This is a genomic window from Pedobacter sp. KBW06 (assembly GCF_003852525.1).
Taxonomy (GTDB): domain Bacteria; phylum Bacteroidota; class Bacteroidia; order Sphingobacteriales; family Sphingobacteriaceae; genus Pedobacter.
In genome coordinates this window covers 459,139-484,378 of record NZ_QAJL01000002.1, presented here as the reverse complement: position 1 = coordinate 484,378, position 25,240 = coordinate 459,139, and the positions used below count along the sequence as shown (strand labels likewise).

The window sequence follows — 25,240 nt, the reverse complement described above, 5'->3', positions numbered from 1 at the left end:
GAATTATAAAAGACCCCCTGTAGTTATAATAATTTAGGATAAAGCTTCGAGCAGTATAATAAGGAAGCCGAGAGGGATGCCACCATGTTTGTGCATGTACTCCCTGACAAAAGTGATGGCGGCATAAAGTTGCTTTTTCACTACAGATTTGGAGATGCCCAGTTGTAGTGCAATCTCATCGAGAGAAAGCTCCTGTTGTGTACGCATTAAGAATATTTGTCTTCTTTTCTCAGTCAGATGCTGAATGGCCTCGAGGGAGAAGGCAATGTAATCTTTGTGGTTGATCTGATTTGAGGTACTGTCTTCCAGGGGTTCTGTCTGCGGACTGGCAATGCGGATGACTTTGTTTTGGGTTTGTAGTCTTCTCAGATGATCGAGTAACAGGTTTTTAGCAACCCGGTACAGGTAGGGTTTAAGGTTCCGGACTTCAGGCAATGAAGCCCTGTTTTCCCAGATTTTTACAAAAGCATCCTGAACAATCTCTTCGGTCTCTTCCTTTGATTTCAGGAATAAAAAGACATGGCGGTAAAGCGGCTTAAAATAAAAGGTATATAATAGTGCATAAGCCGCTCTATCCCCGCGTGAACAGCGTTGTTTGATGTCTTCTTCATCTACCCCTTCTTGCATTTCTTCTATAAAATTTTCCCCTAAAAGGATCAATGATAGAAAAAATTACAGGACAATCCAATAATTTATTTTTTCGGTTTATGCGATCTTACTCACAGATTGAAGCTGGATCATGACCTCATTAATGGTTTCTTCGAAAATTTTATAGGAGAAGGGCTTATTTAACAATTGAAGGTAGTCAATCCCCAATGTGTTTACATATTTTTCGTTATGGGCAGTAGTGATGATGATATTACCATATTGATTGATCTCATGATCGATCTTGGTATAAATGGATAAGGGACTATTGATGAGGTCGAGGAAGACAATATCAACTTTTTCATGGGCATCGGCTAGTACATCGTCGACAGAGGGGGTAGACCATTTAATTTCTATTAGCCCCATTCTTAGAATGTATTTTTCCAACAGAGAATAGGCTAAGGCCTCATCCTCTATAATTCCGCAGGTATAATATTTTGTCCCTTCCATTAATGGCTTCTGCTTTTATAAATGTCAATTCGTGTATTTTTCCGGGAATCTTAGAGAGATACCTGGGTAGTCGTTTCCCAGCAAAGTCTGGACGTCGTTATAAATGAAGCTTCTTCATTTTTGATTACACGTGCAGTCAGGTTAGAAACAGTTGCTTTCTTTAAGTTTAAAATTTTGGTGGTTTTGTTCAGTTTTTTCATGGTCTTTTTATGATAAGGTGAAACCAAATAAACAAAAGGATACGTAAACTGGCGATTTATTTCGACGAATTGATTCCTTCTTTCGACTAATCGACGGATGTTAGAGGGCTCCTCCGTCCAGCAGCTCTTTAATTACTTCTTTGTAGCGGGTGCCGATAGGCACTTCGCGGTTTGTGGTAAGTTCTATAGTGTTTCCTTTGATGGCCTTTACGGAGAGTTTCCTGACTATAAAAGAGCGGTTTACCCTCAGGAATTCTGTGCTTGGAAGAAGTTGTTCAATCCTGGTCATGGTCATATGGGTGATGAGCATTTTTGAGGTGGTATGGATCTTTAAATAATCTTTCATGCCTTCCACAAAATGAATCTCGTCAATAGACACATTCACATATTTTTTGTTTTCTTTAAAAAGGATCTGCCGGTTTTTAAGCTGCGCTTCAGCTGAGGTTGTTTTTTCCAGCTCATTGACCTGGATTTCCGGAATCTGAGATTGGGTGCTGAAATTCCCGTAGGCAAGTTTTTCTCTAACCTTATTGATGGCCTTAACAAACCGGTCGAAGGTAATGGGTTTTAGAATAAAATCCAGTACATCGAGGTCATACCCGTCAATTGCGTATTCAGGATAGGCAGTCGTTAAAACAATAATTGGTTTATAAGTACTGAAGGTCTTGATGAACTCAATTCCTGTCATTTCAGGCATATTGACATCCAGAAAAATCAGGTTTGGGCGCAGGGTCGATACCCGCTCCAGTGCTTCAATAGCATTTTCGCATTTTGCTAAAAGATTTAATGAAGGAATACGTTTTACGTATTTTTCGATTAATTCCTGGCCCAGGTGTTCATCGTCAATAATAATACACGAAATGCTGTTTTCCATTTTTACCAGATTTTTAAAAGGAGGTTGTAAGTTAGTTCATCTTCCGTAATTTCCAGGAGGTGACGCTGAGGGTATAAGATATTTAGTCTTCTTTTTGTATTGGAAAAGCCGATTCCCCCGATACTTTTGGCACTGCCATTTTTCGGTTTCAAGTTGCTGATCCGGAAGCAAAATTCATTCTCGTTGTCAATTGAAGCTTTGATTCTGATCCAGGAATCTTTGGCAATCTTATCTACTCCGTGTTTAAAAGCATTTTCCACAAAATTGATCAACAGCAAAGGTGGAATTTTGAAGTCGTGCATATTCGTAAAGTCCATCTCTATAGATAACCTTTTGCTATGTCTTATGTTCTGAATGTCGATATAACTTTTTATAAAATTTAATTCTTTGTTGACTTCAACCTCTGAGGTGTTGGAATCATAAAGGGCATAACGCATCATATTCGATAAAGAAAAAACAATCGAGGCGGCAACCTCGTCCTTATCTTCTATAAGAGAATAGACACTATTTAGGGTGTTGAATAGAAAATGTGGGTTAATCTGCGACCTTAGAAAATTGAGTTCCAGTTCCAGATTGTTCTTTTCAAGCTTTAGTTTTTCAATTTTTGACTGGAAAGCAGCCCTGAAAATCTTTACGGTTAGCGGCGGAAACAAGGCCAATCCTAATTGTTCAAAATGGAAATAAAGGACTTCATTTTCTTTGATAAAAGTCCACATTCCAAGATGAGAAATGTTTTTTACAAAGATCCTGTAATAACCGGGCATGCTCTTGTCCTGATTAATATAGTTGTACAGCATATATACGGTAGTTCCGTAGAGAAATAGTGTCAATACCAAAATAATCAGGATATAAATCCCAATTTTTAGATTTGATGTCTTGAGGCCCAAGGCATAGGAAGTGCTGTAAAAACAGGCAAGAATGATCAGGTATTTATGAAGTCCGATGAGGTATGCAGCCTCAGGATGTTGATCTCCCGAGACCCACCTTGCCTGAAAAAGAAACCATTGGAAAATGCAAATCCAAAAAATGAGATGTGTAGCAATCGTGACAATCTTGTTTTTGTTTGTTCCAAGAAGAATGGCTGTGATTTGATTAACGATACTTGACATCTACAATGTTTTGACGATCTGGGCATATAATTGCATTCTAAGGTAAATTTTTAGCCATTCAATTCCAAATTCAACAGTTTTTAATGGATTCCCCGGGTCATATTTCTGCTCAGTTTAGAAGGCAAATTGGTCGTTTTTTCGACCAATATTCGCTCTGAATAGACGAATAGAAGGGGATGTGCCGGAAATACCCTTGAAGTTGTTTAGTCGAAGCCATTTGTACAAACGTCTAAAAAGTGGTGACATTCATCTAAATAATTTCCCATTAACTTCTTTTTGCTGCTACTTTGTTTCGAAATGAAAATGAAAACATTGTTTAAAACATATTTATAAGACATCTACCATCCCTGAGCTGCAAAAGACAAGTGTGACGGACATTGGAACTTCAAAATCGAAATCATGCTTGTTAAATGCGGTTTTTTTCAGCGGGGAATTTTAACATAAATTAAATCGGGTATCGCAGTGTAAGTCCTGGATTGTTTGTATTTTGACAAAATAACGGGACCCAAAATAATTTTACTTGTATGAAGAGCATGCTTTCTTTAGCGCACGCGAAATATTACCTATTAAGACGCCCACTATTATCTGTCAATACGTTTTTTGAGATCAATGAATTGGTGTATAGTAATAATGAAGTGTTTGAAGAGACACTTTTGAATAAATACAAAGGCGATCCGGTATTGATGGAAGCCATTTATACGGCTTCTCCCGAACTGTATTATGAATTTTGTAAAGTGATCAACGGGGAAGTTAAGCCGGGCTCGAGGCTTATCCTTACACTTTATAAATATTTATCCAGAATGAGCACCCGTTGTACGCCTTATGGTTTATTTGCAGGCTGTTCGACTGGAACGATTGCTGATCAAACCCATATTTCTTACACGGATGTTTCCCACAGAAAGGAGTCACGTCTGGATATGAATTATGTAAATGAGCTTGTGAATCATTTACAACTGATTCCGGAGTTGAAGCGAAAGTTATCTTATAGTGTAAATACGAGTTTATATGCGGTAGCTGAATTTTACCGCTATATAGCATATAAGATAGAGAATAAAAGAAGGCATTATACCCTGGCATCCGTCAGAAAAAATGAATTCCTGGATTTATTGATTCAGGCGGCGGAAAAAGAGTTGAGCTATGAGGAGCTTCTTGGTCTGCTCATGGCGGCCGCAACTACAGTTGAAAAAGAGGAGGCGGAAGCTTTTTTGGATGAACTGATTGAAAGTCAGATTCTGATTAGCGAACTGGAGCCTACGATTACGGGCGAAATATATATGGATACCCTGGTGGAAAAGCTTACCGGTAAGGTTGCTCCCGGGGTGATTGAAGACATTAAGGAAATCAACTCCCTGTTGAATGAAGGTGGGATAAGTGCATTTGAGCAGGTTCATAAGATTATAAATGATTGTTTTGGTGCGTGCCAGTCAAAGGACCTGATCCAAACGGATCTGTTCTTTGAACATAAAAAAAATCAACTGAACGCTGAAACGGCAGCTCAAATCACTTCCCAACTTTCTGAATTGTACCGTTTATCTTACAGAGGAAGCGCAAAGGATCTGGATGATTTTAAAAAGAATTTTTACGAAAGATATGAGGATCGCGAGGTTCCTTTGTTGCAGGTATTGGATGGTGAGTCTGGTATTGGCTATGGTAGCTTAGGAAAGTCGGATCATTTGCCCTTGCTGGAAGGAATCACACCTGGCGTAAAAAAAATGCCAAAAGTAATTACCTGGTCGGCATCCACCGTCATGGTGAATAAAGTTTTTAAAAGGGCACTGGAAAGTGGAATGGGAATCGGAGAGCTTACTGCTGCCGATCTTGAAGAATTAGAGGAGAAAGATGGTCTTGAGGAGCAAGTGCCAGCAAGCTTATTTGCTTTTGGTTCGATTATAGCGCCCTCTGCTGAGGAATTGGATGCCGGGAATTATCAGTTTTCTCTTGGCAGCTGTTCCGGGCCATCGGCAGCAAATGTATTATCCCGGTTTTGTCATGGTGATCCTTTATTGTATAAGAATATAACGGAAACGCTCAATGAAGATGAGCAGGATGATGAAAGTAAAGTTTACGCGGAGGTTGTCCATTTGCCGGAATCAAGGATCGGAAATGTCCTGATCAGGCCTGAACTTAGGAATTATGAAATTCCTTTTCTGGGCAGATCGTCCAAGACACTAAAAGATCAGATCCGAATTCAAGACATCATGGTTTCTCTGAAACAAGGGAAAGTGGTGTTGAGATCCGTAAAACTGAATAAAATTGTTATTCCAAGGTTATCTACAGCCCATAATTACACGAATGGTTTGCCTGTTTACCGTTTCCTTTGCGACTTGCAACAGGAGGGTCTTTATCACAGTGTTTACTGGAATTGGGACAACCTGAGTGATTCCCCATTCCTCCCAAGGGTAGTCTACAAAAATATTATCCTTTCAAAAGCTTCCTGGACGATCAATAAGTTTGCTTTCAATGACCTGACAGGAAAAATAGAAGAAGACATTACTTCGGTCAGCACCCATTTAGAGCGAATGAAGGTGCCAAGATATGTTTGTTTAACAGATCACGATAATGAACTTTTAATTGATACCCATAATTATCTGGGCAGAACCCTGGTCTACCAGGAATTGAATAAAAAAGGAATGGTTAAACTGTCTGAATTTCTTTCCCGGCCTGAGGATTGTTTTATAAAAGAGGGGAAGGAAGGAGTGGCAAATGAAATTCTATTGCCACTTTCCAATAAGAAAAGTTGGTTAAGATATCCTAAGCCGAATTTTTCAGGGGCTTCGGAAGTTCAGCGGACCTTTATTCCCGGAAGTGAATGGGTTTATTTTAAGCTATATGGTGGGACCATGAGCACTGAAAAGGTATTGGTGGAAACCATTCGACCGTATCTCAAATTGCTGATTGATGAGGGCTTGATAAAAGCGTGGTTTTTCGTCCGGTACACCGATCCGAACCATCATATCCGTTTAAGGCTGAGGGTTAATGCGAGGCAAATAACTGGGGTAAGTCAGGTGATTTCGGGGTTTTATGGTTTGTTTAAATCAGATCTTGAAGGCGATGGATTGTATAAAATACAGTTGGATACCTATGTCAGAGAATTAGAACGGTATGGAGCGCAGAATATCGAAAATTCTGAAGCTTTGTTTTATCATGATAGTGTGGCCATCACCGAGATTTTAAATATGATAGAGGGGGATGTCGGGGAGTCGTACAGATGGCTTCTGGCGGCCAGAGGATTAGATGAGCTCTTGAATGACTTTGGACTTGGGCTGGAAGATAAAATCAATGTGTTTGAAAAAATATCAGATGCATTCTTTAAGGAGCACAATGGGGATAAAAAGTTGACAGTTGCGCTGAACGGGCATTTTAGGAATCATAGTAAGTCCATAAGAAGTTTCCTTGATCCGGAACAGGATATAGAGAATGAGATCGACGAAGCCACTGCGGAATTTGCCAAAAGAAGCGCAGGAACGAGAGATACGATCCAGGCGATAATTGCTTTGTTTGATGGTTGCCTTTTAGCCGATACGGATGGTTTTTATTTGCTTTCCAGTTATATACATATGTATATGAACCGCTTTTTTCTTTCTCAGCCAAGGCTGCATGAACTGACGCTTTATACATTGATGAAAAAGTATTACTTGTCTGAACAGGGGATTCATAAAAGGAAGACCATGAGTTTGAATTCATAGTCGTTGAATTTCATCAGTTCATATTGTTTCGTCTACAATTACAGTAACTGTTTTATCTAATTTGATCGTGTGTAATACTTTTGTTTTTTCACTGTATACTACCACTCTGGTCTCGTCCAGGTATTGAACTAACCGGTAAGGGGCGGAGATTTGTACATACCTCCACTGAGTATAGAACTGTTCCGAAAGTATTTTTTCCTGCGGTAAGTAGGTAATGACAATCTCAATATCCGTGACTGTATCAATAAAGAAGTATTCGTTTGTTTTCAATACCTGTTGTGCTGCCGGACTGCTATTGAGTTCCTTAATGGCAATTTCCCTTAGCGCGCTGGAAGACTGACTGGGATTTCTGTTGATCAGGTCTACAATCAGGTTATTCACTTCATTTTTAGTGGCCAGAAATTTTCCGTTTCCTGTTTTGGTAATTTTAAAGAAGATGTTGAGTGGTTTCATTGCGGGAATTTGTTTGGTGCAAAGAAAGAAGTATTTGCATTTCCCGGCGAAAATATTTGAGTAAATATCAAGCACTAAGGCTGGAACCTGCAGAGATTGCTGTTTTTGTAGAAAAAAAACCGATTGTAATAAAAATGGTAATGCATTTGACAATCCATTTCAATTAGCTTAGATTTGCACAAAAAAAAATAGATACATGAGTGTTTTAGTAAATAAGGATTCAAAAGTTATTGTTCAGGGTTTTACTGGAAATGAGGGTACTTATCATGCCTCTCAAATGATAGATTACGGAACTAACGTTGTTGGTGGTGTAACGCCAGGCAAAGGTGGCCAGACTCATTTAGACAGGCCCGTATTTAATACGGTAAAAGATGCGGTTGATAAAGCCGGTGCCAATGTATCTATCATTTTCGTTCCTCCGGCTTTTGCTGCAGATGCCATTATGGAAGCTGCTGAAGCAGGAATTAAAGTTATCGTTTGTATTACTGAAGGTATCCCTACAAAGGATATGATTCAGGTAAAAGAATATATTTCTGACAGGGATTGTCGTTTAATCGGTCCAAACTGCCCGGGTATCATCACTGCTGATGAAGCTAAAATCGGTATTATGCCAGGTTTTATCTTCAAAAAAGGTACAGTTGGTGTGGTGTCTAAATCAGGTACTTTGACTTACGAAGCCGTTGATCAGGTAGTTAAAGCAGGTTTGGGAATTACTACAGCTATCGGTATCGGTGGTGACCCAATCATTGGTACAACTACTAAAGAGGCGGTTGAATTGTTGATGAATGATCCTGAAACTGAAGGTATCATCATGATTGGTGAAATCGGCGGAGGTATGGAAGCTGAAGCAGCGCTTTGGATCAAAGAACATGGTACTAAACCAGTTGTAGGATTCATCGCCGGACAAACTGCGCCTCCGGGACGTAGAATGGGCCATGCAGGTGCAATCGTTGGCGGTGCTGATGATACTGCCGCAGCAAAAATGAAAATTATGGCTGAATGTGGTATCCGTGTAGTAGAAAGTCCTGCTGAAATCGGTGAAGCAATGGCTGAACTGTTGAAGAAATAAGAAGATCTTCTTGTATAAATCAAAAGCTCTGGTGAATTTTCATCGGAGCTTTTTTTATGGGATAAGGATGACCAAATTATGGCATAGCGTTAAAACTATAAAAAGACTTTAGCCGTATATTGTATAAAATAGAGGAGATACACATGAAGACCCTGATCAACAAAACATTTATACTGGCAGGTTTGTTAATTTTAACCAGCCTGATGGCTTGCGCCCAGCAACAGAAAAAAGAAGATTCAAAAAAAACAACCAGGAATATGGAGTGGAATAAATTAACCAAAGAAGAAGAGGACGTAATTGTACGTAAGGGTACGGAATATCCGGGTACAGGAAAACTACTGAATAACAAAGAAAAGGGTACCTATATCTGCAGACGTTGTAATGCGCCATTGTACCGTTCTGAGTCGAAATTTGAGTCGGAATGCGGATGGCCAAGTTTTGACGATGAGATCAAAGGTGCAGTGGAAAGAATTCCCGATGCAGATGGCATGCGCACGGAGATTGTATGTGCAAATTGTAAGGCTCACCTGGGTCATGTGTTTATTGGAGAAGGCTTCACCGCTAAAAATACACGCAATTGTGTGAACTCGGTTTCCATGAGTTTTGTGCCAGATAAGAAATAGTTTGTTTTATAATGATATTGCTATGATGCCCGATGATAACTTGTCGGGCATTTCTTGTTTATCCGGGTGGACTTTGCTTATGTTTGTCCTTTCACCAACAATTGTAAATATGAAGTATGGTTTATTTTTATGTTTTATGTTGTCTTTCGCGGGCATCTCTGCCCGGGAAAATTTCAGGAAGCAAGAGACAGAAGCAGACTCCACTGTTCGTACAAAGACAGGATACGCGACTTATTATGCCCGGAAATTTGAAGGACGCAAAACAACGAGTGGGGTGAGGTACCGTGCCAGCAAAATGACTGCAGCACATTTGTCATTACCTTTCGGAACTGTAGTAAAAGTAACCAATCTATCTAACGGTAAATCTGTCGATGTGAAAGTGAACGACAGAGGTCCGCATAGCAGAAAATACATCATCGATCTTTCCGCCGGAGCCGCAAAAAAACTAGGCTTCTACAGGATGGGACATTCAAAGGTAGAGATCAGCTACCAGCTTCACAGAGAATAGCTTTTTTAACTTTAAAGCGGCTATAGTCAGTTTCCCTATATTTATTAACATTGCGGCCAAAGTTCCGGAATTGAAAAAAAGAAATAAATACCAATTTTCAAGGTAACTGGTATGTCAAATTCTGTTCAGCGTGTTGATAAATATGACCGCTTGTTAACAACTTATGTACACGAATCAATGTCCCAGACTTTATATTTGTTATTACAAAGTTCTTTAATAAATCACATCCAGATTTTTAGTTAAAGGTTTAATATTTAGTTGCTTAAGGCTGTTATAAGATTCGATTTCTTTTCATCTTTTTAAAACTAGGTACGGATTGCACGGCTGCTGGAATTTTTAAAGACTTTTCAATTATCCTATACATTTACCTATTAAAAAGATGCTTATGCAAGAAGAAGAAGTATTATTAAAAGAAAACAAAGATCGTTTTGTTCTTTTGCCGATTAAATATCCTGAAATCTGGGAAATGTATAAGAAGAGTGAAGCAAGTTTTTGGACAGCAGAGGAAATCGACCTTTCGGATGATCAGAAGCATTGGGACAATCTTAACGATGGTGAAAGACACTTTATTTCTCATATTTTAGCCTTCTTCTCAGCCAGTGACGGAATTGTAAATGAAAACCTTGCGGTGAACTTTATGAGTGAAGTTCAGCTTCCTGAAGCACGTTGTTTCTATGGTTTTCAGATCATGATGGAAAATATCCACTCTGAGACTTACGCCTTACTGATCGATACGTATATCAAAGATCCTGATGAAAAAGACAGGTTGTTCCACGCTATAGAAACAGTTCCTTGTGTAAAAAGAAAAGCAGAGTGGGCATTGCGCTGGATAGACAATGGAAACTTTGCCGAGCGTTTAGTCGCTTTTGCTGCGGTAGAAGGAATTTTCTTCAGCGGTAGTTTCTGCTCGATTTTCTGGTTAAAGAAACGTGGATTAATGCCAGGATTAACTTTCAGCAATGAGCTGATTTCAAGAGATGAAGGCTCGCACTGTGAATTCGCCTGTCTGTTGTACGGCATGCTTAAAAATAAACTGAGCGAAGAGCAGGTTCATGGCATCATCCGCGATGCGGTTGAAATCGAAAAAGAATTTGTAACAGATGCGCTTCCGGTAGCACTGATTGGAATGAATGCGAAGCTGATGTCTCAGTACATTGAGTTTGTGGCCGACAGATGGTTACAGGAATTGGGCTATACCAAAATATATAATGCGACAAATCCGTTTGACTTTATGGAGATGATCTCTCTTCAGGGAAAAACCAACTTCTTTGAGAAAAGAGTAGGGGATTACCAGAAGAGTGGTGTACTGACTTCAACAGAAGATAAGGCTGCCGCATTCTCCCTGGACGACGATTTTTAAATAATTAGAAATTTGGTGCCGATGCTGGCTTGCTCATCACAAGGCAATATGCACCTTTAAATACCTGAAAAATATGTTTGTAATAAAAAGAGATGGCCGTAAAGAAGCGGTAAGATTCGATAAGATCACCGCTCGTATCGAAAAGTTATGTTATGGCTTTAATGTCGAACTGGTGGATCCGATCGATGTTGCTAAAAAGGTAATCGAAGGTTTATATGATGGAGTGACTACTTCAGAACTGGATAACCTTGCCGCTGAAACTGCAGCTTCTTTAACCACAAAGCATCCTGACTACGCTTTGCTGGCTTCCCGTATTGCGGTTTCCAATCTTCATAAAAATACCACGAAGTCGTTCTCAAAAACGATGGAAATGTTGTATCTGTATGTAGATTCCAAAACAGATAAAAATGCATCATTGATCGCTGATGATGTATGGGAAGTAATTAAAGAGAATGCAGATATTCTTGACAGTACCATCATTTACGACAGAGATTTTGGTTTTGACTACTTCGGTTTCAAAACATTAGAGAAATCATACCTGTTGAAAATTGAAGGTCAGATCGTAGAGCGTCCTCAACATTTATTCATGAGGGTTTCTGTAGGTATCCACAAAGGTGATATCGACAGCGTAATCAAAACTTATAATCTGATGAGCGAACGTTGGTTTACGCATGCGACTCCAACTTTATTTAATGCCGCTACTCCAAAACCTCAAATGTCTTCTTGTTTCTTATTAACAATGCAGGATGACAGTATTGAAGGAATTTATGATACGTTAAAACAAACGGCTAAGATTTCACAAAGTGCAGGTGGTATCGGATTGAGCATTCACAATATCCGTGCAACAGGTTCTTATATTGGTGGTACCAATGGAACAAGTAACGGTATCGTTCCAATGTTAAAAGTATTCAATGATACTGCGCGTTACGTAGATCAGGGTGGAGGTAAACGTAAAGGTGCCTTTGCAATTTACTTAGAGCCTTGGCATGCAGATGTATTTAGTTTCCTTGACCTTCGTAAAAACCATGGTAAAGAAGAGCTTCGTGCCCGTGATTTATTCTATGCACTTTGGGTTTGTGACTTGTTCATGAAACGTGTAGAAGAAAATGCTGACTGGAGTTTATTCTGTCCGCATGAAGCACCGGGATTAGCTGATTGCTTCGGTAAAGAATTCGAAGATTTATACGAGCGTTACGAAAAAGAAGGAAGAGCACGTAAAACGATCAAAGCTCAGGAATTATGGTTCGCCATCCTGGATTCACAGATTGAGACAGGTACTCCTTACTTGCTGTATAAAGATGCTGCCAACAGCAAATCAAACCAGCAAAACCTGGGTACGATCAAAAGTTCCAACCTTTGTACAGAGATCATCGAGTATACTTCGAAAGATGAAGTTGCAGTATGTAACTTAGCTTCACTGGCTTTGCCAAGATATGTGATCAATGGTGAATTCGATCACCAGAGATTATATGATGTGACTTATCAGGCAACTTTAAACCTGAATAAAATCATCGATTATAACTATTATCCTGTTGAAGAGGCTAAAAACTCCAACATGCGTCACAGACCAATTGGTTTAGGTGTGCAGGGATTAGCGGATGCCTTTATCTTGATGCGCTTGCCTTTCGAAAGTGAAGGTGCACGTGAATTGAATAAAGAAATCTTCGAAACGATCTATTTCGCAGCAATGACTGCTTCACATGACCTTGCGGTAATCAATGGACCTTACGAGACGTTTAAAGGATCTCCTTTATCGAAAGGTAAATTCCAGTTTGACCTTTGGGATGTAAAACCAAGCAGCAACCGTTGGGATTGGGAAACATTACGTAAGAAAGTAGTAAAAGACGGGGTGTATAACTCGCTTTTAGTGGCACCAATGCCTACAGCATCTACTTCGCAGATTTTGGGTAATAATGAGTGCTTTGAGCCGTATACTTCTAACATATATACAAGAAGGGTATTGAGCGGAGAGTTCATCGTGGTGAACAAACACTTGTTGAAAGATCTTGTTGCTTTAGGTCTTTGGACTCCTGCAATGAAAGACAGAATCATTTTAGCGAACGGTTCCATCCAGGACATCGCTGAGATTCCTGATTATATCAAAGAATTGTACAAAACAGTTTGGGAAATTAAAATGCGCAGCATTATTGACATGGCTGCCGACAGAGGCGCTTATATCTGTCAGTCGCAATCCCTAAACTTGTTTATCAATGCACCGAATACTTCGAAACTGACTTCAATGCACTTCTATGCATGGAAGAAAGGATTGAAAACCGGTATGTATTACTTACGTACACAAGCAGCTTCTCAGGCAGTTAAATTTACTGTAGAGAACCAGGCTGGTAAAAACATGGAGCCGGTAATTCCGGAACATATCGAGCAGGTGGTGGAAGAAATCACTGACGGACCGGTTTGTTCAATGGAAGAAGGCTGTATCAGCTGTTCAGGTTAATTCCTTCTAACAATTAATATATAAAGGGGTAAGATTTCATCTTGCCCCTTTTTTTTGTGCATGAGTTATCCACATTCTAAAATCGGGTTGTGAACAGCTTGTAAACATCCAATGCCTTCTTTCTGCACATTTTAAACATGATTATTCACGTTTATTCACTGTTTTTTATAGTTTGCCAACAGGTTCTTAACGCGTTCCCAACAGCATAATTGTGGTTTCCCACATAGTTATCCACATGCTTCGTGATGGGTGCTTTTTGCTTATTCACATGTTTTCCACGCTAAATTTGTAGTTCTCCACGGCTATGAAAAGTTGCTCACAGATTTCCCACAGGCACTATATAGGTTACTCACAGCTTACAAACATGCTATTCACAGCTTCCCCACAGCTTGTCAACAGGTTCCCCACAGGGTTATCAACATTGTTTGTTGTTGTATAGGAGTGAGTTATGTTTTTTACTAACTTTTTTGTGGGCTTATTCACCGGCTTATTTCTGCTATAAGAAATGGGATAAATACTGAAAAAATTCCCGATAATGCAAATGTGGATTAAAGCAACTGTAATTGGCCCTCTGATTTTATGAAAAATTAGACAATGGATTTGAGTAGAAAAATAGAGGGAATATTCCTGTATTAATGGTTTCCCACAGCTATTCGGAGTTACCCACAGCTTATAAACAGGTTACAAACAGCTTGCTCACAGGTTGTAAACAGGTTCCCCACAGAGTTATCAACATGCTTTTTGATTGAAAATAAGCACTTTGTCATTTTTATTAACGCATCTACACCTTAAATCAGGATCTCGTATCTTTGTAAAATAATGGCCAAACACGAAATCATTCCCTGCGAGCGTTGCGGTACACCAATAGAGTGTAAGGCCAACTCCTACACCAAATGTCAGTGTAGTGTGGTGCAACTCAATCTTAACGAAGTGCAATACATCAGCGAGCTTTACGATGGCTGTCTTTGTGCTAAATGCCTGTTTGAACTTCAGGGTGAGTACAGGGAGATGGTGGCTTCCTGAAAAGAAATTATTTTCTGCTAACTTTGTCTCACAAAATTTCATAGAATGGCTAAAGTACAGGTTGGATTGGTGCAAATGAGTTGCACCGGTAATAAACAAGAGAATTTAGATAAGGCGATCCTTAAGATCAGAGAGATCGCCGCTATGGGCGCACAGGTGGTGTGCTTGCAGGAACTATTTACTTCATTGTATTTCTGCGATGAAGAGAATTATGAAAACTTCAAACTGGCAGAATCTATTCCCGGCCCATCAACAGATGTGTTGTCGAAAGTTGCAGCTGAGCTGAATGTGGTCATTGTTGCTTCTTTATTCGAGAAAAGAGCGGAAGGCTTATACCATAATACGACAGCTGTATTGGATGCTGATGGTGCTTACCTGGGTAAATATCGTAAGATGCATATTCCCGATGATCCTGGTTTTTATGAGAAGTTTTATTTCACTCCCGGTGATTTAGGCTATAAAGTATTTAAAACCAAATTCGCTAAAATAGGTGTGTTGATCTGTTGGGATCAGTGGTATCCTGAAGCAGCACGTTTGACTGCTTTAATGGGCGCGGACTTCCTGGTTTACCCGACTGCTATTGGCTGGGCAACTACTCAGGACGAAGCAACCAATGTGGAACAATATAATGCATGGCAAACCATCCAGCGTTCTCATTCTATCGCAAATGGTGTTCCGGTAGTGAGCATTAACAGGGTAGGTGAAGAGGCAGGAGTCGCTTTCTGGGGAGGATCATTCGTATCTAATCCATTCGGAACGATATTGTATCAGGCAGACCATAGCAAAGAAGAATTAAAAGTAGTAGAACTGGACCTGTCGAAATCCGACAGCTACAGGACGCACTGGCCATTTTTACGCGACAGACGTATCGATAGTTATTCACAAATCACCAAAAGATATATAGATGACGAATCTATTTAACGATAGCCCCAAAAAAGCAGGATACCGTTTTCCTGCAGAATGGGTAAAGCACGAAGCTACATGGTTAAGCTGGCCACATAAGGAAGAATCCTGGCCAGGAAAACTGGAAACGATATACACTCCTTATTGCCAGTTTATCAAAATTGTAGCAGAAGGAGAGAAAGTAAGAATTAACGTTAATGATGAAGAAACCAAAGCTTTTGCCATTTCCGAACTGGAAAAGGTAGGCGCAGATCTGAGTCAGGTTGAGTTTTACCTGAATCCTACCAATGATGCCTGGTGCAGGGATCATGGGCCTGCATTTTTATTAAATGAGGCACAGGATCAGAAAGCTGTGGTAGACTGGGGTTACAATGCCTGGGGTGGTAAATATCCGCCATTCGATCTGGATGATGTGATTCCTACTAAAATCGCCAACCATTTTAACCTCCCGCTTTATCTTCCTGAAATTGTGATGGAGGGTGGATCTGTTGAATTCAATGGTGCAGGAACCATCCTGACCACTACGGCTTGTTTATTGAACAAGAACAGAAATCCACATCTGACAAAAGAAGTGATTGAACAATATTTGCTGGAGTTTTATGGTGCTGAACAAGTACTTTGGCTGGGTGATGGTATTGTTGGAGATGACACAGACGGACATATCGATGATATTACCCGTTTTGTAAACGAGGACACCGTTTTAACGGTAGTGGAGAGTAATCCTCTGGATGAGAATTATATCCTGTTACAGGAGAACCTGGCGGCATTAAAAGAGATGCGTTTGTTAAATGGTAAGCCATTGAACATTGTTAAGCTTCCTATGCCTTCACCGGTGATTCATGAGGATACCCGTTTACCGGCTTCTTATGCCAACTTCTATATTGCCAATACTTCGGTTATTGTGCCTACATTCAGGGATGTGAATGATGAGAAAGCGCTGAAGATTATTCAGGATGTTTTCCCGGATAGAAAAGTAGTAGGTATTGATTCTACGGATATCATCTGGGGACTGGGTAGTTTTCACTGTCTGAGTCAGCAGGAGCCTGCGATTTAAGGATTACAAACAACAAAACAAAAACAAAATATTTTCATAACCAAACATATTTACGATGAAATTACTAGAAGGAAAAACAGCATTAATCACCGGTGCTTCTAAAGGAATAGGCCGCAAGATTGCGGAGAAATTTGCGGAGCAGGGTGCAAACGTTGCTTTTACTTATCTGTCCTCAGTAGAAAAAGGCCAGGCATTAGAGCAGGAGCTGCAAGGCTTCGGTACTCAGGTTAAAGGATACCGTTCGGATGCTTCTAAATTTGATGAAGCAGAAAAACTAATCAATGATATTGTTGCTGATTTCGGCGCTTTAGATATTGTAGTGAACAATGCTGGAATCACTAAAGACGGTTTATTGATGCGCATGAGCGAAGAGAACTGGGATGAGGTGATCAATGTGAACCTTAAATCCGTATTTAATGTTTCTAAGGCTGCTTCTAAAGTAATGATGAAAGTCCGTAAAGGATCGATCATTAATATGAGCTCTGTAGTTGGTGTTCAGGGAAATGCCGGTCAGGCAAACTATGCAGCTTCAAAGGCAGGAATTATTGGTTTCTCTAAATCCTTAGCTAAAGAATTGGGTTCCCGTAATATCCGTACCAATGTGGTTGCTCCAGGATTTATCCGTACTGAAATGACTGATGTACTGGATCCTAAAGTGGTTAAAGGCTGGGAAGAAGGCATTCCATTGAAAAGAGCAGGAGAACCTGAAGATGTGGCAAATGTTTGCGTGTTTTTAGCTTCAGACATGAGTGCTTATGTAACCGGACAGGTATTGTCTGTTTGCGGAGGAATGTTGTAGATAAATCAACCCCGATAAAGGGTTCTTAAATAAAAAAAAACGCAGAAGAAATTCTGCGTTTTTTTTACACCTTTTTTGGAGACTATTTAAAACTGTATTTTCCTTCTTTTTCTGAGGATTGAGGAACTGTTTTATGCTGTTCAAAAAGCTGATAAGCGGGTTGAAGTCCTGCCCAGAATGTTTTTTGCTGAGGGAACTGGACTGCAAATTTATCCAGGTTGGCTTTATTCATCTTAAACGGAAAGATATGAACCGGGATTCTGGACTGACCGCTATTTTGGGCTTCTACTGCCAGCACATAAACTTCCTTAATCTTTTCATCTGTAAGTGGAATACAACCCACGGTAACACAGTTCCCATGAATGTAGATGTCTCCTCCCGGACGTTTGGTGCCACTCCTTTTTTTGTCGACACTGTTGGGATAATTTACGCCCAGCGACAAATGAAAATTACTCATCGGGTTAAATACATTGATGTAGTAAATTCCTTCTGGTGTCTGATAGTCCCCTTCCTGTACTTTTGGTCCGAGTGTACCGGAATGCTGACAAAACTTATAGGTCTTAAATAAGCGATATTCTTTATCCTTTAGCTTTTTCGCCCAGACTTCCAGGACGCCTTCAGTTTTATAGGCGGCGAGGTACAATTGAAAAGGGCCATCGAACTTTGCTGTTTTTAATTGACTTTGCAGGCTGCTCCAGCTATCGTCATAGGCAGCCCTCACCCTTGGAAAAGTAAGTTGTTGTTGTTTAAAAGTCAATTGTGCGTTTACAGAGCTGGTCATCATGAAAAAAAGTATCACCTGAAATAAGGTTTTCGTATAGTTTGATCCGGAGCGTATCATCGTTTCTTAATTGGTCTGGTTTTTATGAAAACAAATTAATCTTATTTTTTTAAAATTTAGCATCTTTACCCAAATACATATGGGCGATTCTTTCAATTTATATACAATAATGGCTTTAATGGGATGTCTTCTGCTGGGACTCCTGTTCGCATATGTATACTACGGAAAAACGGGACATCTGGAAAGAAGACTCCGCATTGGCCTTGCCGCTTTAAGAGCGGCCCTGATTGCCCTGATCTGTGGACTGTTGTTTTTCCCTTTGGTGAAACGGGTCAGTTATAATCTCGAAAAACCTGTGATCATTATTGGCCAGGACAACTCCTTGTCTGTCGGGCATATTCAACCCGCAGGTTTCAATAAGCAGCAATACGAAAAAGATCTTCAGGAACTGGCGGATAAACTGTCTGCAAAATATGAACTAAAGATTTATCATTTCAGTGACAGCATCAAGACTGGCTTTGATTTCTCCAATAAAGGTAAGCTCAGTAACGCAACGACATTTTTTAACCGCCTGAACGACGAATATTTAAACCGTAATATCGGTGCCGTTATTTTGGCTTCAGACGGAATATTTAACCGTGGCGGCAGTCCGCTTTATGACCTGAATAAACTTAAAGCGCCGGTATATACGATTGCGCTGGGGGATACTATTCCCAAAAGGGATTTAATGGTCGCAAATGTGAACCATAATAGCCTGGTATACCTGAACAATGAATTTACGATTGAAGTGCAGATAGAAGCATTTGAAAGTAAAGGCGGGGAAACAAAGCTGACGGTTTCTGAAAATGGAAAAACTGTACAGGAGAGCACGCTTCAGATTGGAAGTAATGCTTTTGCAAAGACAGTTCCTGTAAAGCTAAAAGCTTCAAAGATGGGCCTGCAAAAATATACGGTACAGCTGAGCCCTTTAAGCAATGAGGTCTCAGAAAAGAACAATGCACAAAGCATTTTTATAGAAGTCATCGATGCCCGTCAGAAAGTACTGATTGCTGCAGGGGCAGCTCATCCGGATATCGCTACGATAAAACAGGCCATCACGGCAAATAAGAACTACGATTTAAAAGTTGCATTAGGAGAAGAGCTGAATGCAGTAAATGTAGCCGATTATGGCCTGGTCATTTTATATCAGCTACCGGATGTTCAGAATCATGGTGCTTCCTTTCTCGCCAGGTTGCAGCAGGCCAATATCCCTGTATGGTATATTCTTGGTGCGCAAAGTGATGTAAGCAAGTTTAATCAGGTGCAAAAATCCGTTAGTTTTAACGGTAGCAACAGTACCATTCAGGAAGCTTTTTCCTATTCTAATCCCGACTTTACCACTTTCGATATTGATATGGCATCGGCAAGGCATATCGAAGATTTTGATCCATTATTGGCTCCTTTCGGGAAAATTACCATCAATGGAAATGGTTTAATTGCGCTGAGCCAGCGGATTGGAAAAATTAAAACACCCTCGGCACAATTGTTTTTCCTGAATGAAAACGGAAAAAAAGCAGGGTATTTGATTGGAGAAGGGCTGTGGAGATGGAAATTATCTGAAAGCAAAGATGGGCTTACAAGTTCAGTAGTCAATAGTTTGATCTCAAAAACGGTTCAATACCTCTCGGTAAAGGATGATAAGCGGAAATTTAAAGCTTATCCTGCCAAGAATACTTTCGACGAAAATGAAAATGTCCTGATCAACGCAGTATTGTACAATGACAGCTATGTTGCAATCAATACGCCGGATGTCAATATCCAGATCAAAAATCAGGAAGGTAAACTGTATAATTTTCTTTTCTCCAGAACGGAATCCGCTTATCAGCTGGATGCAGGAATGCTTCCTGCCGGAAACTATACCTTCAGTGCCAGCACCAGCCTGGGTGGCAAAAAACAGACTGCACAGGGTGCTTTTTACGTAAATGCGATGATTGCCGAGTATCAGCAAACCATAGCCAACCATCAGCTGCTGAACAATATGTCGGTACAGACCAATGGCAAAATGTACATGCCTCAAAACCTGTTAAATATTTTGGGAGATATCTCGAAAAATGAAAACATCAAAACCCTGAGTTATGAAGACCGCAGGTACGAGGAACTGATAAACTTCAAGTGGCTATTTGCCATGATCATCTTATTGCTTAGCTTGGAGTGGTTTTTCAGAAAGAGAAACGGCGAAATTTAATCTGCACAGGATATGGAAATCAGCACCATGCAAACCATTGAAACATTAGGGACGGTTGCCTTCTCGATTTCGGGCTCATTTGCTGCTATGCAAAGAAGACTGGATCCTTTTGGGGTACTGATCATTGCATTTGTGACTTCCATTGGTGGTGGTACCGTAAGGGATTTACTCATCGGAGATACTCCGGTAGCCTGGATGCGCGATGTAAATTACTGTCTGCTTATCCTGCTTACTTCTTTGGCTACGATATTCTTTAAAACCCATATCAAAAAGTTTAAAGTCACCCTGTTTTTGTTTGACTCGGCAGGATTGGGCTTATTTACCATGCTGGGAATTCAGAAGGGAATTATGTTTGGACTTAGTCCGGGCATCTGTGTGGCACTCGGTACAATTACTGGGTGTTTCGGTGGGGTCATCAGAGATACCTTCTTAAACACGATCCCATTGATTTTTAGGAAGGAAATATACGCGACTGCCTGTATCCTGGGAGGAATTCTCTATTTTACACTTAAACATTTCAACCTGAAAGAGGATGTGGCCAATATTTCGGTCATCGCTTTCATTTTTGTTTTCAGAATAGTCGTGGTAAAATATAAGCTGACGCTTCCTAAATTCGGATATTAATCTTTAGGGGCTTCTTTAATGATCACAAAAACGTCTTCATTGTCTCTTTTCATGAAATACTTTTCACGGGCAAATTTCTCTGCCGTATTCAGATTGGTGTTCAGCTCGTTTAAATCTTTTTTCACCGTAGCCGTTTCCTTTTCATAAAAATCCTTTTCTTCCTGAAGTTTATTCACTTCAGAGCGGAATTCGTATTGAGACAGCATGTCATTTTTATCAAAAAACAACATCCATACGATGAAGGCTGCCACAGACAGAAAGTATTTATTGCGTATGAGTTCCAGCAAACGTTCCATAATACAAAGATATAAATAAACCCTGATAAGCTAATCTAAGAAATAGCCCTGGTAATCAGCTGATTTAAGATTCTAAAATTCTTGTTTTAAAAAAACATCCGAAGGTTCTAAATCTCCGGATGTTTTCCAATGTAGTATTTTCCACATATTAACAAAAAAAGAAAAGGTGTTTTGAGGACATGCAAATCTTTCCTTCAAAAGATTTGAGGACGAAAAGCACCTTTCCTTTTTTATGCAATATTATTTTTTCTTCAAAAATTTGAAATCTTTACCGATGAAACGTGCTGCAGAACCTAATTCTTCTTCAATACGTAACAATTGGTTGTATTTCGCGATCCTGTCAGAACGTGAAGCAGAACCTGTTTTGATCTGACCACAGTTTAAAGCTACTGCTAAATCTGCAATCGTAGTATCTTCAGTTTCTCCACTTCTATGGCTCATTACCGAAGTATAACCGTTAGTTTGTGCTAAACTTACTGCGTTAATGGTTTCCGTTAATGAACCGATCTGGTTTACTTTTACTAAGATAGAGTTTGCAGTGTCGGTATCAATACCTCTTTGCAGACGTTTCACGTTAGTTACAAATAAATCATCTCCAACCAACTGAACACGGTCGCCGATTTTCTCAGTTAACAGTTTCCATCCAGCCCAGTCATCTTCTCCCATACCATCTTCAATAGAGATGATCGGATATTTTGCTGCAAGTTGAGCAAGGTATTCTGCTTGTTCTTCGCTGGTACGGATGGCACCTTTATCACCTTCAAATTTAGTGTAATCGTATTTACCGTCTTTGTAGAACTCAGAAGCAGCACAGTCAAATGCAAGATAAATTTGCTCACCTGCTTTGTAACCTGCTTTTTCAATCGCCTGAATAATGGTTTCCACTGCATCTTCTGTACCTTCAAAAGTTGGCGCAAAACCACCTTCATCACCTACAGCAGTAGAAAGACCCCTATCATGTAAAATTGCTTTTAAGTTATGGAATACTTCTGTTCCCCATCTTAATGCTTCAGAGAAAGAAGAAGCACCAACCGGCATGATCATGAATTCCTGGAAAGCGATAGGCGCATCAGAGTGAGAACCACCGTTTACAATGTTCATCATTGGGATAGGAAGGATGTTAGCATTAACACCTCCGATATAACGATATAAAGGTTGACGGCTTTCCTGAGCTGCAGCTTTAGCAACAGCTAAAGAAACACCTAAGATAGCGTTGGCACCAAGATTTCCTTTATTTTCTGTTCCGTCCAGCTTGATCAATAAGCTATCGATTGCATTTTGTTCAAATACATCAATACCTCTTAATTCATCTGCAATTTTATCATTTACATTGGCAACGGCCTTTAAAACACCTTTACCCATGTATACAGATTTATCATTGTCACGAAGCTCTACAGCTTCATGGATACCTGTTGAAGCGCCGGAAGGCACTGCAGCACGACCAAGAACGCCATTTTCTGTCATTACATCTACTTCAATAGTAGGATTTCCTCTTGAATCAAGGATTTGTCTGGCGTGAACATCAATTATTAAACTCATTTTTATCGGATTTTATTTGTTAATCAGCCTTAGTGTAAATATTACAATTACTACTGCGATATCCAAAGTTAAAAATTAAACACAAAAAAGTCGTAATTAATTTAATTACGACTTTTTTGTGGGTATGAGCCTATGTTTTAATGATTTAAAATCTATGTCGTTTCTGGTTTAGCGGCAAAAACTGCTTTATATACCAATCCGGCTAAAATCGCACCTGCGATAGGGGCAACCCAGAACAGCCATAACTGGCCTACTGCTTCGCCACCAACAAATAAAGCCTGACTTGTGCTTCTTGCAGGATTTACAGAAGTATTAGTTACCGGAATACTGATCAGGTGGATCAATGTTAATCCTAAGCCAATGGCCAGGCCTGCAAAGCCTTTTGGCGCTCTTTCATCTGTAGCACCTAAAATGATCAACAAAAAGATAAAGGTCATGACCACTTCGGTTACCAGGGCTGCGGTCATGCTGTATTTCCCCGGGGAGAGATCTCCGTAGCCGTTCGTGGCAAATCCACCTATGGAACTTCCGTTACCGGTTGCGATGACATATAGTATACCTGCAGCAGCGATCCCGCCCAGAACCTGGGATATGATGTAAGGAATCAGGTCTTTTCCGTCGAAACGTCCGCCAATCCATAAGCCAATTGAAACGGCTGGATTGAGGTGCGCGCCTGAGATGTGTCCCAACGCATAAGCGATGGTGACCACTGTTAATCCAAATGCAAGGGCTACTCCGGCAAAGCCGATTCCTGCTCCGGGATAATTACAGGCCAGAACAGCGCTTCCGCAACCGCCAAGAACCAGCCAAAATGTTCCGATAAATTCTGCTACAAGTTTTTTCATTTTTCTACATTGTTTATGATGAGTGTTCAATAGATGTTTGTAAATGAAATTTAATAACAAATATTCAATATTCCTAATGAGAATAGCGGGCAGGTCAGGATGGTAGAATCATTCCAAATTACCACCTGCAATTTCTTTTAACACACCCTTAAACTCCAGACAATATTAGTGGGGTAGGTTTGAATAGAAACAAAAACAAACTATGAAAAGAAATCTATTCGAAACTAAGACTCTGGCTTTTGTCATTGCCGGTTTTGTTGCAGCAGCAATCACCATAACTGCCTGTAAAAAAGATAAAAAGAATGCGGTTGAATCTTCAATTACGGATTATTCAGTAAACCCATCATTGGTAAAAACATTAAGTGGTTTTGACAATATCAAGATCACTACATTGATCAGTAGTGACGATGTACTGCCAGGCTCACCAAACTTCGTTTACGGTGCTCAACCAGATGGCGGAGCAATGATGAAGGATCCCAACAGCGATGGTTACATTATGATCAATAACCACGAGATCCTGTTCTCAGTTTCCCGTGTATTTCTTGACAAAAATCTAAAACCTTTAAGAGGAGAGTATATTCTTGATGCTGAAGGAGGCAAAACCAGGTTATGCTCTGCAACGCTTGCAACTCCGGAGGAACATGGCTTTCCTTATCCGGTATTTTTAACGGCAGGAGAAACTGATGGGGAATCTTCAATTGAAGCAATTAATCCTTTTGGACCGGTTTCTGATAAGAAAAAGAACAATTCTCTTGCTGCCCTGGGTAAGGCCAGTGCTGAAAATGCAGTTCCGCTTTCAAAAAATGCTTACCCGGGAAAGACGGCTATCTTTATTGGAGAAGATCAAAGTAATGGTCCAAGCATGGGGCAGGTGAACTTATATTTGTCTAATACACCCGGAGATCTTAACGATGGCAAACTGTATATGCTTCGCAGGACAAACTTAAATGTTGTAGAAACAGATATGAATGTAAATTCGAGTTACGACGTGGAGTTTGTTGCCTATGATGATGTGAAAACAAGTACAGGTGCACAACTCGCTTCCCAAACGATCACCAAAAGTGCAATTCAGTTTGCACGTGTAGAAGATTTGGATTATGGAAAAGGTGATGCTGCGGCCAACCGTACGCTTTACTTCACTGCCACAGGTGTAAGTGGAGACCTTGTTAATCCAAAACCCGGACTGACGATGTGGGGCAGGGTTTATAAACTTGAACTAGATGCTTCCAGCCCGCTTAAAGGAAAATTAACCCCATTAATTGATGGTGCTGTTGATCCTGGAAATAGCATCATTAATCCGGATAACCTCTGTGTAACCAAGAATTACGTGTATATCCAGGAGGATGGGGATTCTTACTATAAGGCGGTGAAACATGATGGTCGTGTATGGCAATACAATATTGCGACTAAAGAGATTAAACCAATGATTGAAATGAACCATCGCAGGGATGACCCAACTTTCAATGCCAAATATAATGTTCCAAATGACCAACGTTTGAGTACCTGGGAATATGGTGCAATGTATGATATTTCTGATTTGATTGGAAAACCTAATACCATTGTATTGAACCTTCACCCACATACCTGGACCAGCGATAAATTCAAAAATGCTGATGGCAGCGGTATCACAACAAATAAGGAAGGTGGCCAGACGGTCATTCTCAGTGGTGTTCCAAGATAAGTAAAACTACTTCATAGCCGAGAACTCTTCCCCAATCAGGGA

23 protein-coding genes are annotated in these 25,240 nt (G+C 40.1%); 13 read left to right on the top strand and 10 right to left on the bottom strand.

Annotated elements, in window-relative coordinates:
* Positions 1-33: 33 nt before the first annotated feature.
* The 5 genes from DBR43_RS12110 to DBR43_RS12095 all read right to left on the bottom strand — a co-directional run bounded on the left by DBR43_RS12110 (position 34) and on the right by DBR43_RS12095 (position 3,278).
* A complete protein-coding gene (locus DBR43_RS12110; RefSeq protein WP_124581184.1) occupies positions 34-627 on the bottom strand; it encodes an RNA polymerase sigma factor in 594 nt (197 codons plus the stop codon).
* Between the two features lie 78 nt (positions 628-705).
* Positions 706-1,095 carry a hypothetical protein gene (locus DBR43_RS12105; protein ID WP_124581182.1) on the bottom strand — a complete coding sequence of 130 codons (390 nt, stop codon included), beginning with the start codon at positions 1,093-1,095 and terminating at the stop codon, positions 706-708.
* 50 nt (positions 1,096-1,145) lie between these two features.
* Positions 1,146-1,295, bottom strand: coding sequence for a hypothetical protein (locus DBR43_RS32930; RefSeq protein ID WP_158622489.1), 150 nt, complete (start codon positions 1,293-1,295; stop codon positions 1,146-1,148).
* A gap of 100 nt (positions 1,296-1,395) precedes the next feature.
* Positions 1,396-2,169 carry a LytR/AlgR family response regulator transcription factor gene (locus DBR43_RS12100; protein WP_124581180.1) on the bottom strand — a complete coding sequence of 258 codons (774 nt, stop codon included), beginning with the start codon at positions 2,167-2,169 and terminating at the stop codon, positions 1,396-1,398.
* Between the two features lie 2 nt (positions 2,170-2,171).
* Complete coding sequence (locus tag DBR43_RS12095) at positions 2,172-3,278, bottom strand: sensor histidine kinase (RefSeq protein WP_124581178.1); 1,107 nt, start codon at positions 3,276-3,278, stop codon at positions 2,172-2,174.
* A gap of 524 nt (positions 3,279-3,802) precedes the next feature.
* Between DBR43_RS12095 and DBR43_RS12090 the strand changes: the two genes are divergently transcribed.
* Complete coding sequence (locus DBR43_RS12090) at positions 3,803-6,964, top strand: lantibiotic dehydratase (RefSeq protein WP_124581176.1); 3,162 nt, start codon at positions 3,803-3,805, stop codon at positions 6,962-6,964.
* 18 nt (positions 6,965-6,982) lie between these two features.
* On the opposite strand, the gene DBR43_RS12085 is transcribed toward DBR43_RS12090, so the two are convergent.
* Positions 6,983-7,417, bottom strand: a complete 435-nt coding sequence (locus DBR43_RS12085; protein ID WP_124581174.1) for a hypothetical protein — start codon at positions 7,415-7,417, stop codon at positions 6,983-6,985.
* 196 nt (positions 7,418-7,613) lie between these two features.
* Between DBR43_RS12085 and sucD the strand changes: the two genes are divergently transcribed.
* The 9 genes from sucD to fabG all read left to right on the top strand — a co-directional run bounded on the left by sucD (position 7,614) and on the right by fabG (position 17,208).
* Positions 7,614-8,486, top strand: a complete 873-nt coding sequence (gene sucD / locus DBR43_RS12080; protein ID WP_069379697.1) for a succinate--CoA ligase subunit alpha — start codon at positions 7,614-7,616, stop codon at positions 8,484-8,486.
* Between the two features lie 143 nt (positions 8,487-8,629).
* A complete protein-coding gene (locus tag DBR43_RS12075; protein ID WP_124581172.1) occupies positions 8,630-9,109 on the top strand; it encodes a methionine-R-sulfoxide reductase in 480 nt (159 codons plus the stop codon).
* A 109-nt stretch (positions 9,110-9,218) separates the two neighbouring features.
* Positions 9,219-9,617 carry a septal ring lytic transglycosylase RlpA family protein gene (locus DBR43_RS12070; protein ID WP_124581170.1) on the top strand — a complete coding sequence of 133 codons (399 nt, stop codon included), beginning with the start codon at positions 9,219-9,221 and terminating at the stop codon, positions 9,615-9,617.
* Positions 9,618-10,002: 385 nt separating this feature from the next.
* On the top strand, positions 10,003-10,977 hold the full coding sequence (locus DBR43_RS12065) for a ribonucleoside-diphosphate reductase small subunit (protein ID WP_069382420.1): 975 nt from the start codon (positions 10,003-10,005) through the stop codon (positions 10,975-10,977).
* A 73-nt stretch (positions 10,978-11,050) separates the two neighbouring features.
* Entirely contained in the window at positions 11,051-13,429 is a 2,379-nt protein-coding gene (locus DBR43_RS12060) for a ribonucleoside-diphosphate reductase subunit alpha (RefSeq protein WP_124581168.1), read from the top strand.
* Positions 13,430-14,248: 819 nt separating this feature from the next.
* Positions 14,249-14,452, top strand: coding sequence for a cysteine-rich CWC family protein (locus DBR43_RS12055; RefSeq protein WP_074612189.1), 204 nt, complete (start codon positions 14,249-14,251; stop codon positions 14,450-14,452).
* A gap of 45 nt (positions 14,453-14,497) precedes the next feature.
* Positions 14,498-15,373 carry a carbon-nitrogen hydrolase gene (locus tag DBR43_RS12050; RefSeq protein ID WP_124581166.1) on the top strand — a complete coding sequence of 292 codons (876 nt, stop codon included), beginning with the start codon at positions 14,498-14,500 and terminating at the stop codon, positions 15,371-15,373.
* The gene (locus tag DBR43_RS12045) at positions 15,357-16,409 is read left to right on the top strand and encodes an agmatine/peptidylarginine deiminase (RefSeq protein WP_124581164.1); all 1,053 of its coding nucleotides are present in this window, start codon (positions 15,357-15,359) and stop codon (positions 16,407-16,409) included. The genes DBR43_RS12050 and DBR43_RS12045 overlap by 17 nt, the downstream gene beginning before the upstream one ends.
* A 55-nt stretch (positions 16,410-16,464) precedes the next feature.
* Positions 16,465-17,208 (top strand): 3-oxoacyl-[acyl-carrier-protein] reductase, encoded by a 744-nt coding sequence (fabG, locus tag DBR43_RS12040; protein ID WP_124581162.1) that lies wholly within the window; start codon positions 16,465-16,467, stop codon positions 17,206-17,208.
* An 82-nt stretch (positions 17,209-17,290) separates the two neighbouring features.
* Here fabG and DBR43_RS12035 read toward each other — a convergent pair whose 3' ends face one another.
* On the bottom strand, positions 17,291-17,992 hold the full coding sequence (locus DBR43_RS12035) for a murein L,D-transpeptidase family protein (protein WP_233602957.1): 702 nt from the start codon (positions 17,990-17,992) through the stop codon (positions 17,291-17,293).
* Between the two features lie 175 nt (positions 17,993-18,167).
* Between DBR43_RS12035 and DBR43_RS12030 the strand changes: the two genes are divergently transcribed.
* A complete protein-coding gene (locus tag DBR43_RS12030) occupies positions 18,168-20,213 on the top strand; it encodes a hypothetical protein (RefSeq protein WP_233602956.1) in 2,046 nt (681 codons plus the stop codon).
* A gap of 12 nt (positions 20,214-20,225) precedes the next feature.
* Positions 20,226-20,837 (top strand): trimeric intracellular cation channel family protein, encoded by a 612-nt coding sequence (locus tag DBR43_RS12025; protein ID WP_124581156.1) that lies wholly within the window; start codon positions 20,226-20,228, stop codon positions 20,835-20,837.
* Here the strand turns inward: DBR43_RS12025 and DBR43_RS12020 are convergent.
* From DBR43_RS12020 to aqpZ, 3 genes are all read right to left on the bottom strand, one after another.
* Positions 20,834-21,133 (bottom strand): FtsB family cell division protein, encoded by a 300-nt coding sequence (locus tag DBR43_RS12020; protein ID WP_124581154.1) that lies wholly within the window; start codon positions 21,131-21,133, stop codon positions 20,834-20,836. The two genes, DBR43_RS12025 and DBR43_RS12020, sit on opposite strands and share 4 nt — an antisense overlap.
* 240 nt (positions 21,134-21,373) lie before the next feature.
* On the bottom strand, positions 21,374-22,672 hold the full coding sequence (gene eno / locus DBR43_RS12015) for a phosphopyruvate hydratase (RefSeq protein ID WP_074612197.1): 1,299 nt from the start codon (positions 22,670-22,672) through the stop codon (positions 21,374-21,376).
* Between the two features lie 152 nt (positions 22,673-22,824).
* Positions 22,825-23,517 carry an aquaporin Z gene (aqpZ, locus tag DBR43_RS12010; RefSeq protein ID WP_124581152.1) on the bottom strand — a complete coding sequence of 231 codons (693 nt, stop codon included), beginning with the start codon at positions 23,515-23,517 and terminating at the stop codon, positions 22,825-22,827.
* Between the two features lie 202 nt (positions 23,518-23,719).
* On the opposite strand from aqpZ, the gene DBR43_RS12005 reads away from it, so the two are divergent.
* Entirely contained in the window at positions 23,720-25,198 is a 1,479-nt protein-coding gene (locus DBR43_RS12005) for a hypothetical protein (protein WP_124581150.1), read from the top strand.
* Positions 25,199-25,240 lie beyond the last annotated feature (42 nt).

Excerpts from the sequence above, each read along its gene's own strand:
- DBR43_RS12075 (WP_124581172.1), top strand. The coding sequence starts at position 8,630 with ATGAAGACCCTGATCAACAAAACATTTATACTGGCAGGTTTGTTAATT.
- fabG (WP_124581162.1), top strand. The coding sequence starts at position 16,465 with ATGAAATTACTAGAAGGAAAAACAGCATTAATCACCGGTGCTTCTAAA.
- DBR43_RS12110 (WP_124581184.1), bottom strand. The coding sequence starts at position 627 with ATGCAAGAAGGGGTAGATGAAGAAGACATCAAACAACGCTGTTCACGC.
- DBR43_RS12005 (WP_124581150.1), top strand. The coding sequence starts at position 23,720 with ATGAAAAGAAATCTATTCGAAACTAAGACTCTGGCTTTTGTCATTGCC.
- DBR43_RS12020 (WP_124581154.1), bottom strand. The coding sequence starts at position 21,133 with ATGGAACGTTTGCTGGAACTCATACGCAATAAATACTTTCTGTCTGTG.
- eno (WP_074612197.1), bottom strand. The coding sequence starts at position 22,672 with ATGAGTTTAATAATTGATGTTCACGCCAGACAAATCCTTGATTCAAGA.
- DBR43_RS12090 (WP_124581176.1), top strand. The coding sequence starts at position 3,803 with ATGAAGAGCATGCTTTCTTTAGCGCACGCGAAATATTACCTATTAAGA.
- DBR43_RS32930 (WP_158622489.1), bottom strand. The coding sequence starts at position 1,295 with ATGAAAAAACTGAACAAAACCACCAAAATTTTAAACTTAAAGAAAGCA.
- DBR43_RS12055 (WP_074612189.1), top strand. The coding sequence starts at position 14,249 with ATGGCCAAACACGAAATCATTCCCTGCGAGCGTTGCGGTACACCAATA.
- DBR43_RS12060 (WP_124581168.1), top strand. The coding sequence starts at position 11,051 with ATGTTTGTAATAAAAAGAGATGGCCGTAAAGAAGCGGTAAGATTCGAT.
- DBR43_RS12065 (WP_069382420.1), top strand. The coding sequence starts at position 10,003 with ATGCAAGAAGAAGAAGTATTATTAAAAGAAAACAAAGATCGTTTTGTT.
- DBR43_RS12050 (WP_124581166.1), top strand. The coding sequence starts at position 14,498 with ATGGCTAAAGTACAGGTTGGATTGGTGCAAATGAGTTGCACCGGTAAT.
- sucD (WP_069379697.1), top strand. The coding sequence starts at position 7,614 with ATGAGTGTTTTAGTAAATAAGGATTCAAAAGTTATTGTTCAGGGTTTT.
- DBR43_RS12025 (WP_124581156.1), top strand. The coding sequence starts at position 20,226 with ATGGAAATCAGCACCATGCAAACCATTGAAACATTAGGGACGGTTGCC.
- DBR43_RS12095 (WP_124581178.1), bottom strand. The coding sequence starts at position 3,278 with ATGTCAAGTATCGTTAATCAAATCACAGCCATTCTTCTTGGAACAAAC.
- aqpZ (WP_124581152.1), bottom strand. The coding sequence starts at position 23,517 with ATGAAAAAACTTGTAGCAGAATTTATCGGAACATTTTGGCTGGTTCTT.
- DBR43_RS12100 (WP_124581180.1), bottom strand. The coding sequence starts at position 2,169 with ATGGAAAACAGCATTTCGTGTATTATTATTGACGATGAACACCTGGGC.
- DBR43_RS12070 (WP_124581170.1), top strand. The coding sequence starts at position 9,219 with ATGAAGTATGGTTTATTTTTATGTTTTATGTTGTCTTTCGCGGGCATC.
- DBR43_RS12035 (WP_233602957.1), bottom strand. The coding sequence starts at position 17,992 with ATGATGACCAGCTCTGTAAACGCACAATTGACTTTTAAACAACAACAA.
- DBR43_RS12030 (WP_233602956.1), top strand. The coding sequence starts at position 18,168 with ATGGGATGTCTTCTGCTGGGACTCCTGTTCGCATATGTATACTACGGA.
- DBR43_RS12105 (WP_124581182.1), bottom strand. The coding sequence starts at position 1,095 with ATGGAAGGGACAAAATATTATACCTGCGGAATTATAGAGGATGAGGCC.
- DBR43_RS12045 (WP_124581164.1), top strand. The coding sequence starts at position 15,357 with ATGACGAATCTATTTAACGATAGCCCCAAAAAAGCAGGATACCGTTTT.
- DBR43_RS12085 (WP_124581174.1), bottom strand. The coding sequence starts at position 7,417 with ATGAAACCACTCAACATCTTCTTTAAAATTACCAAAACAGGAAACGGA.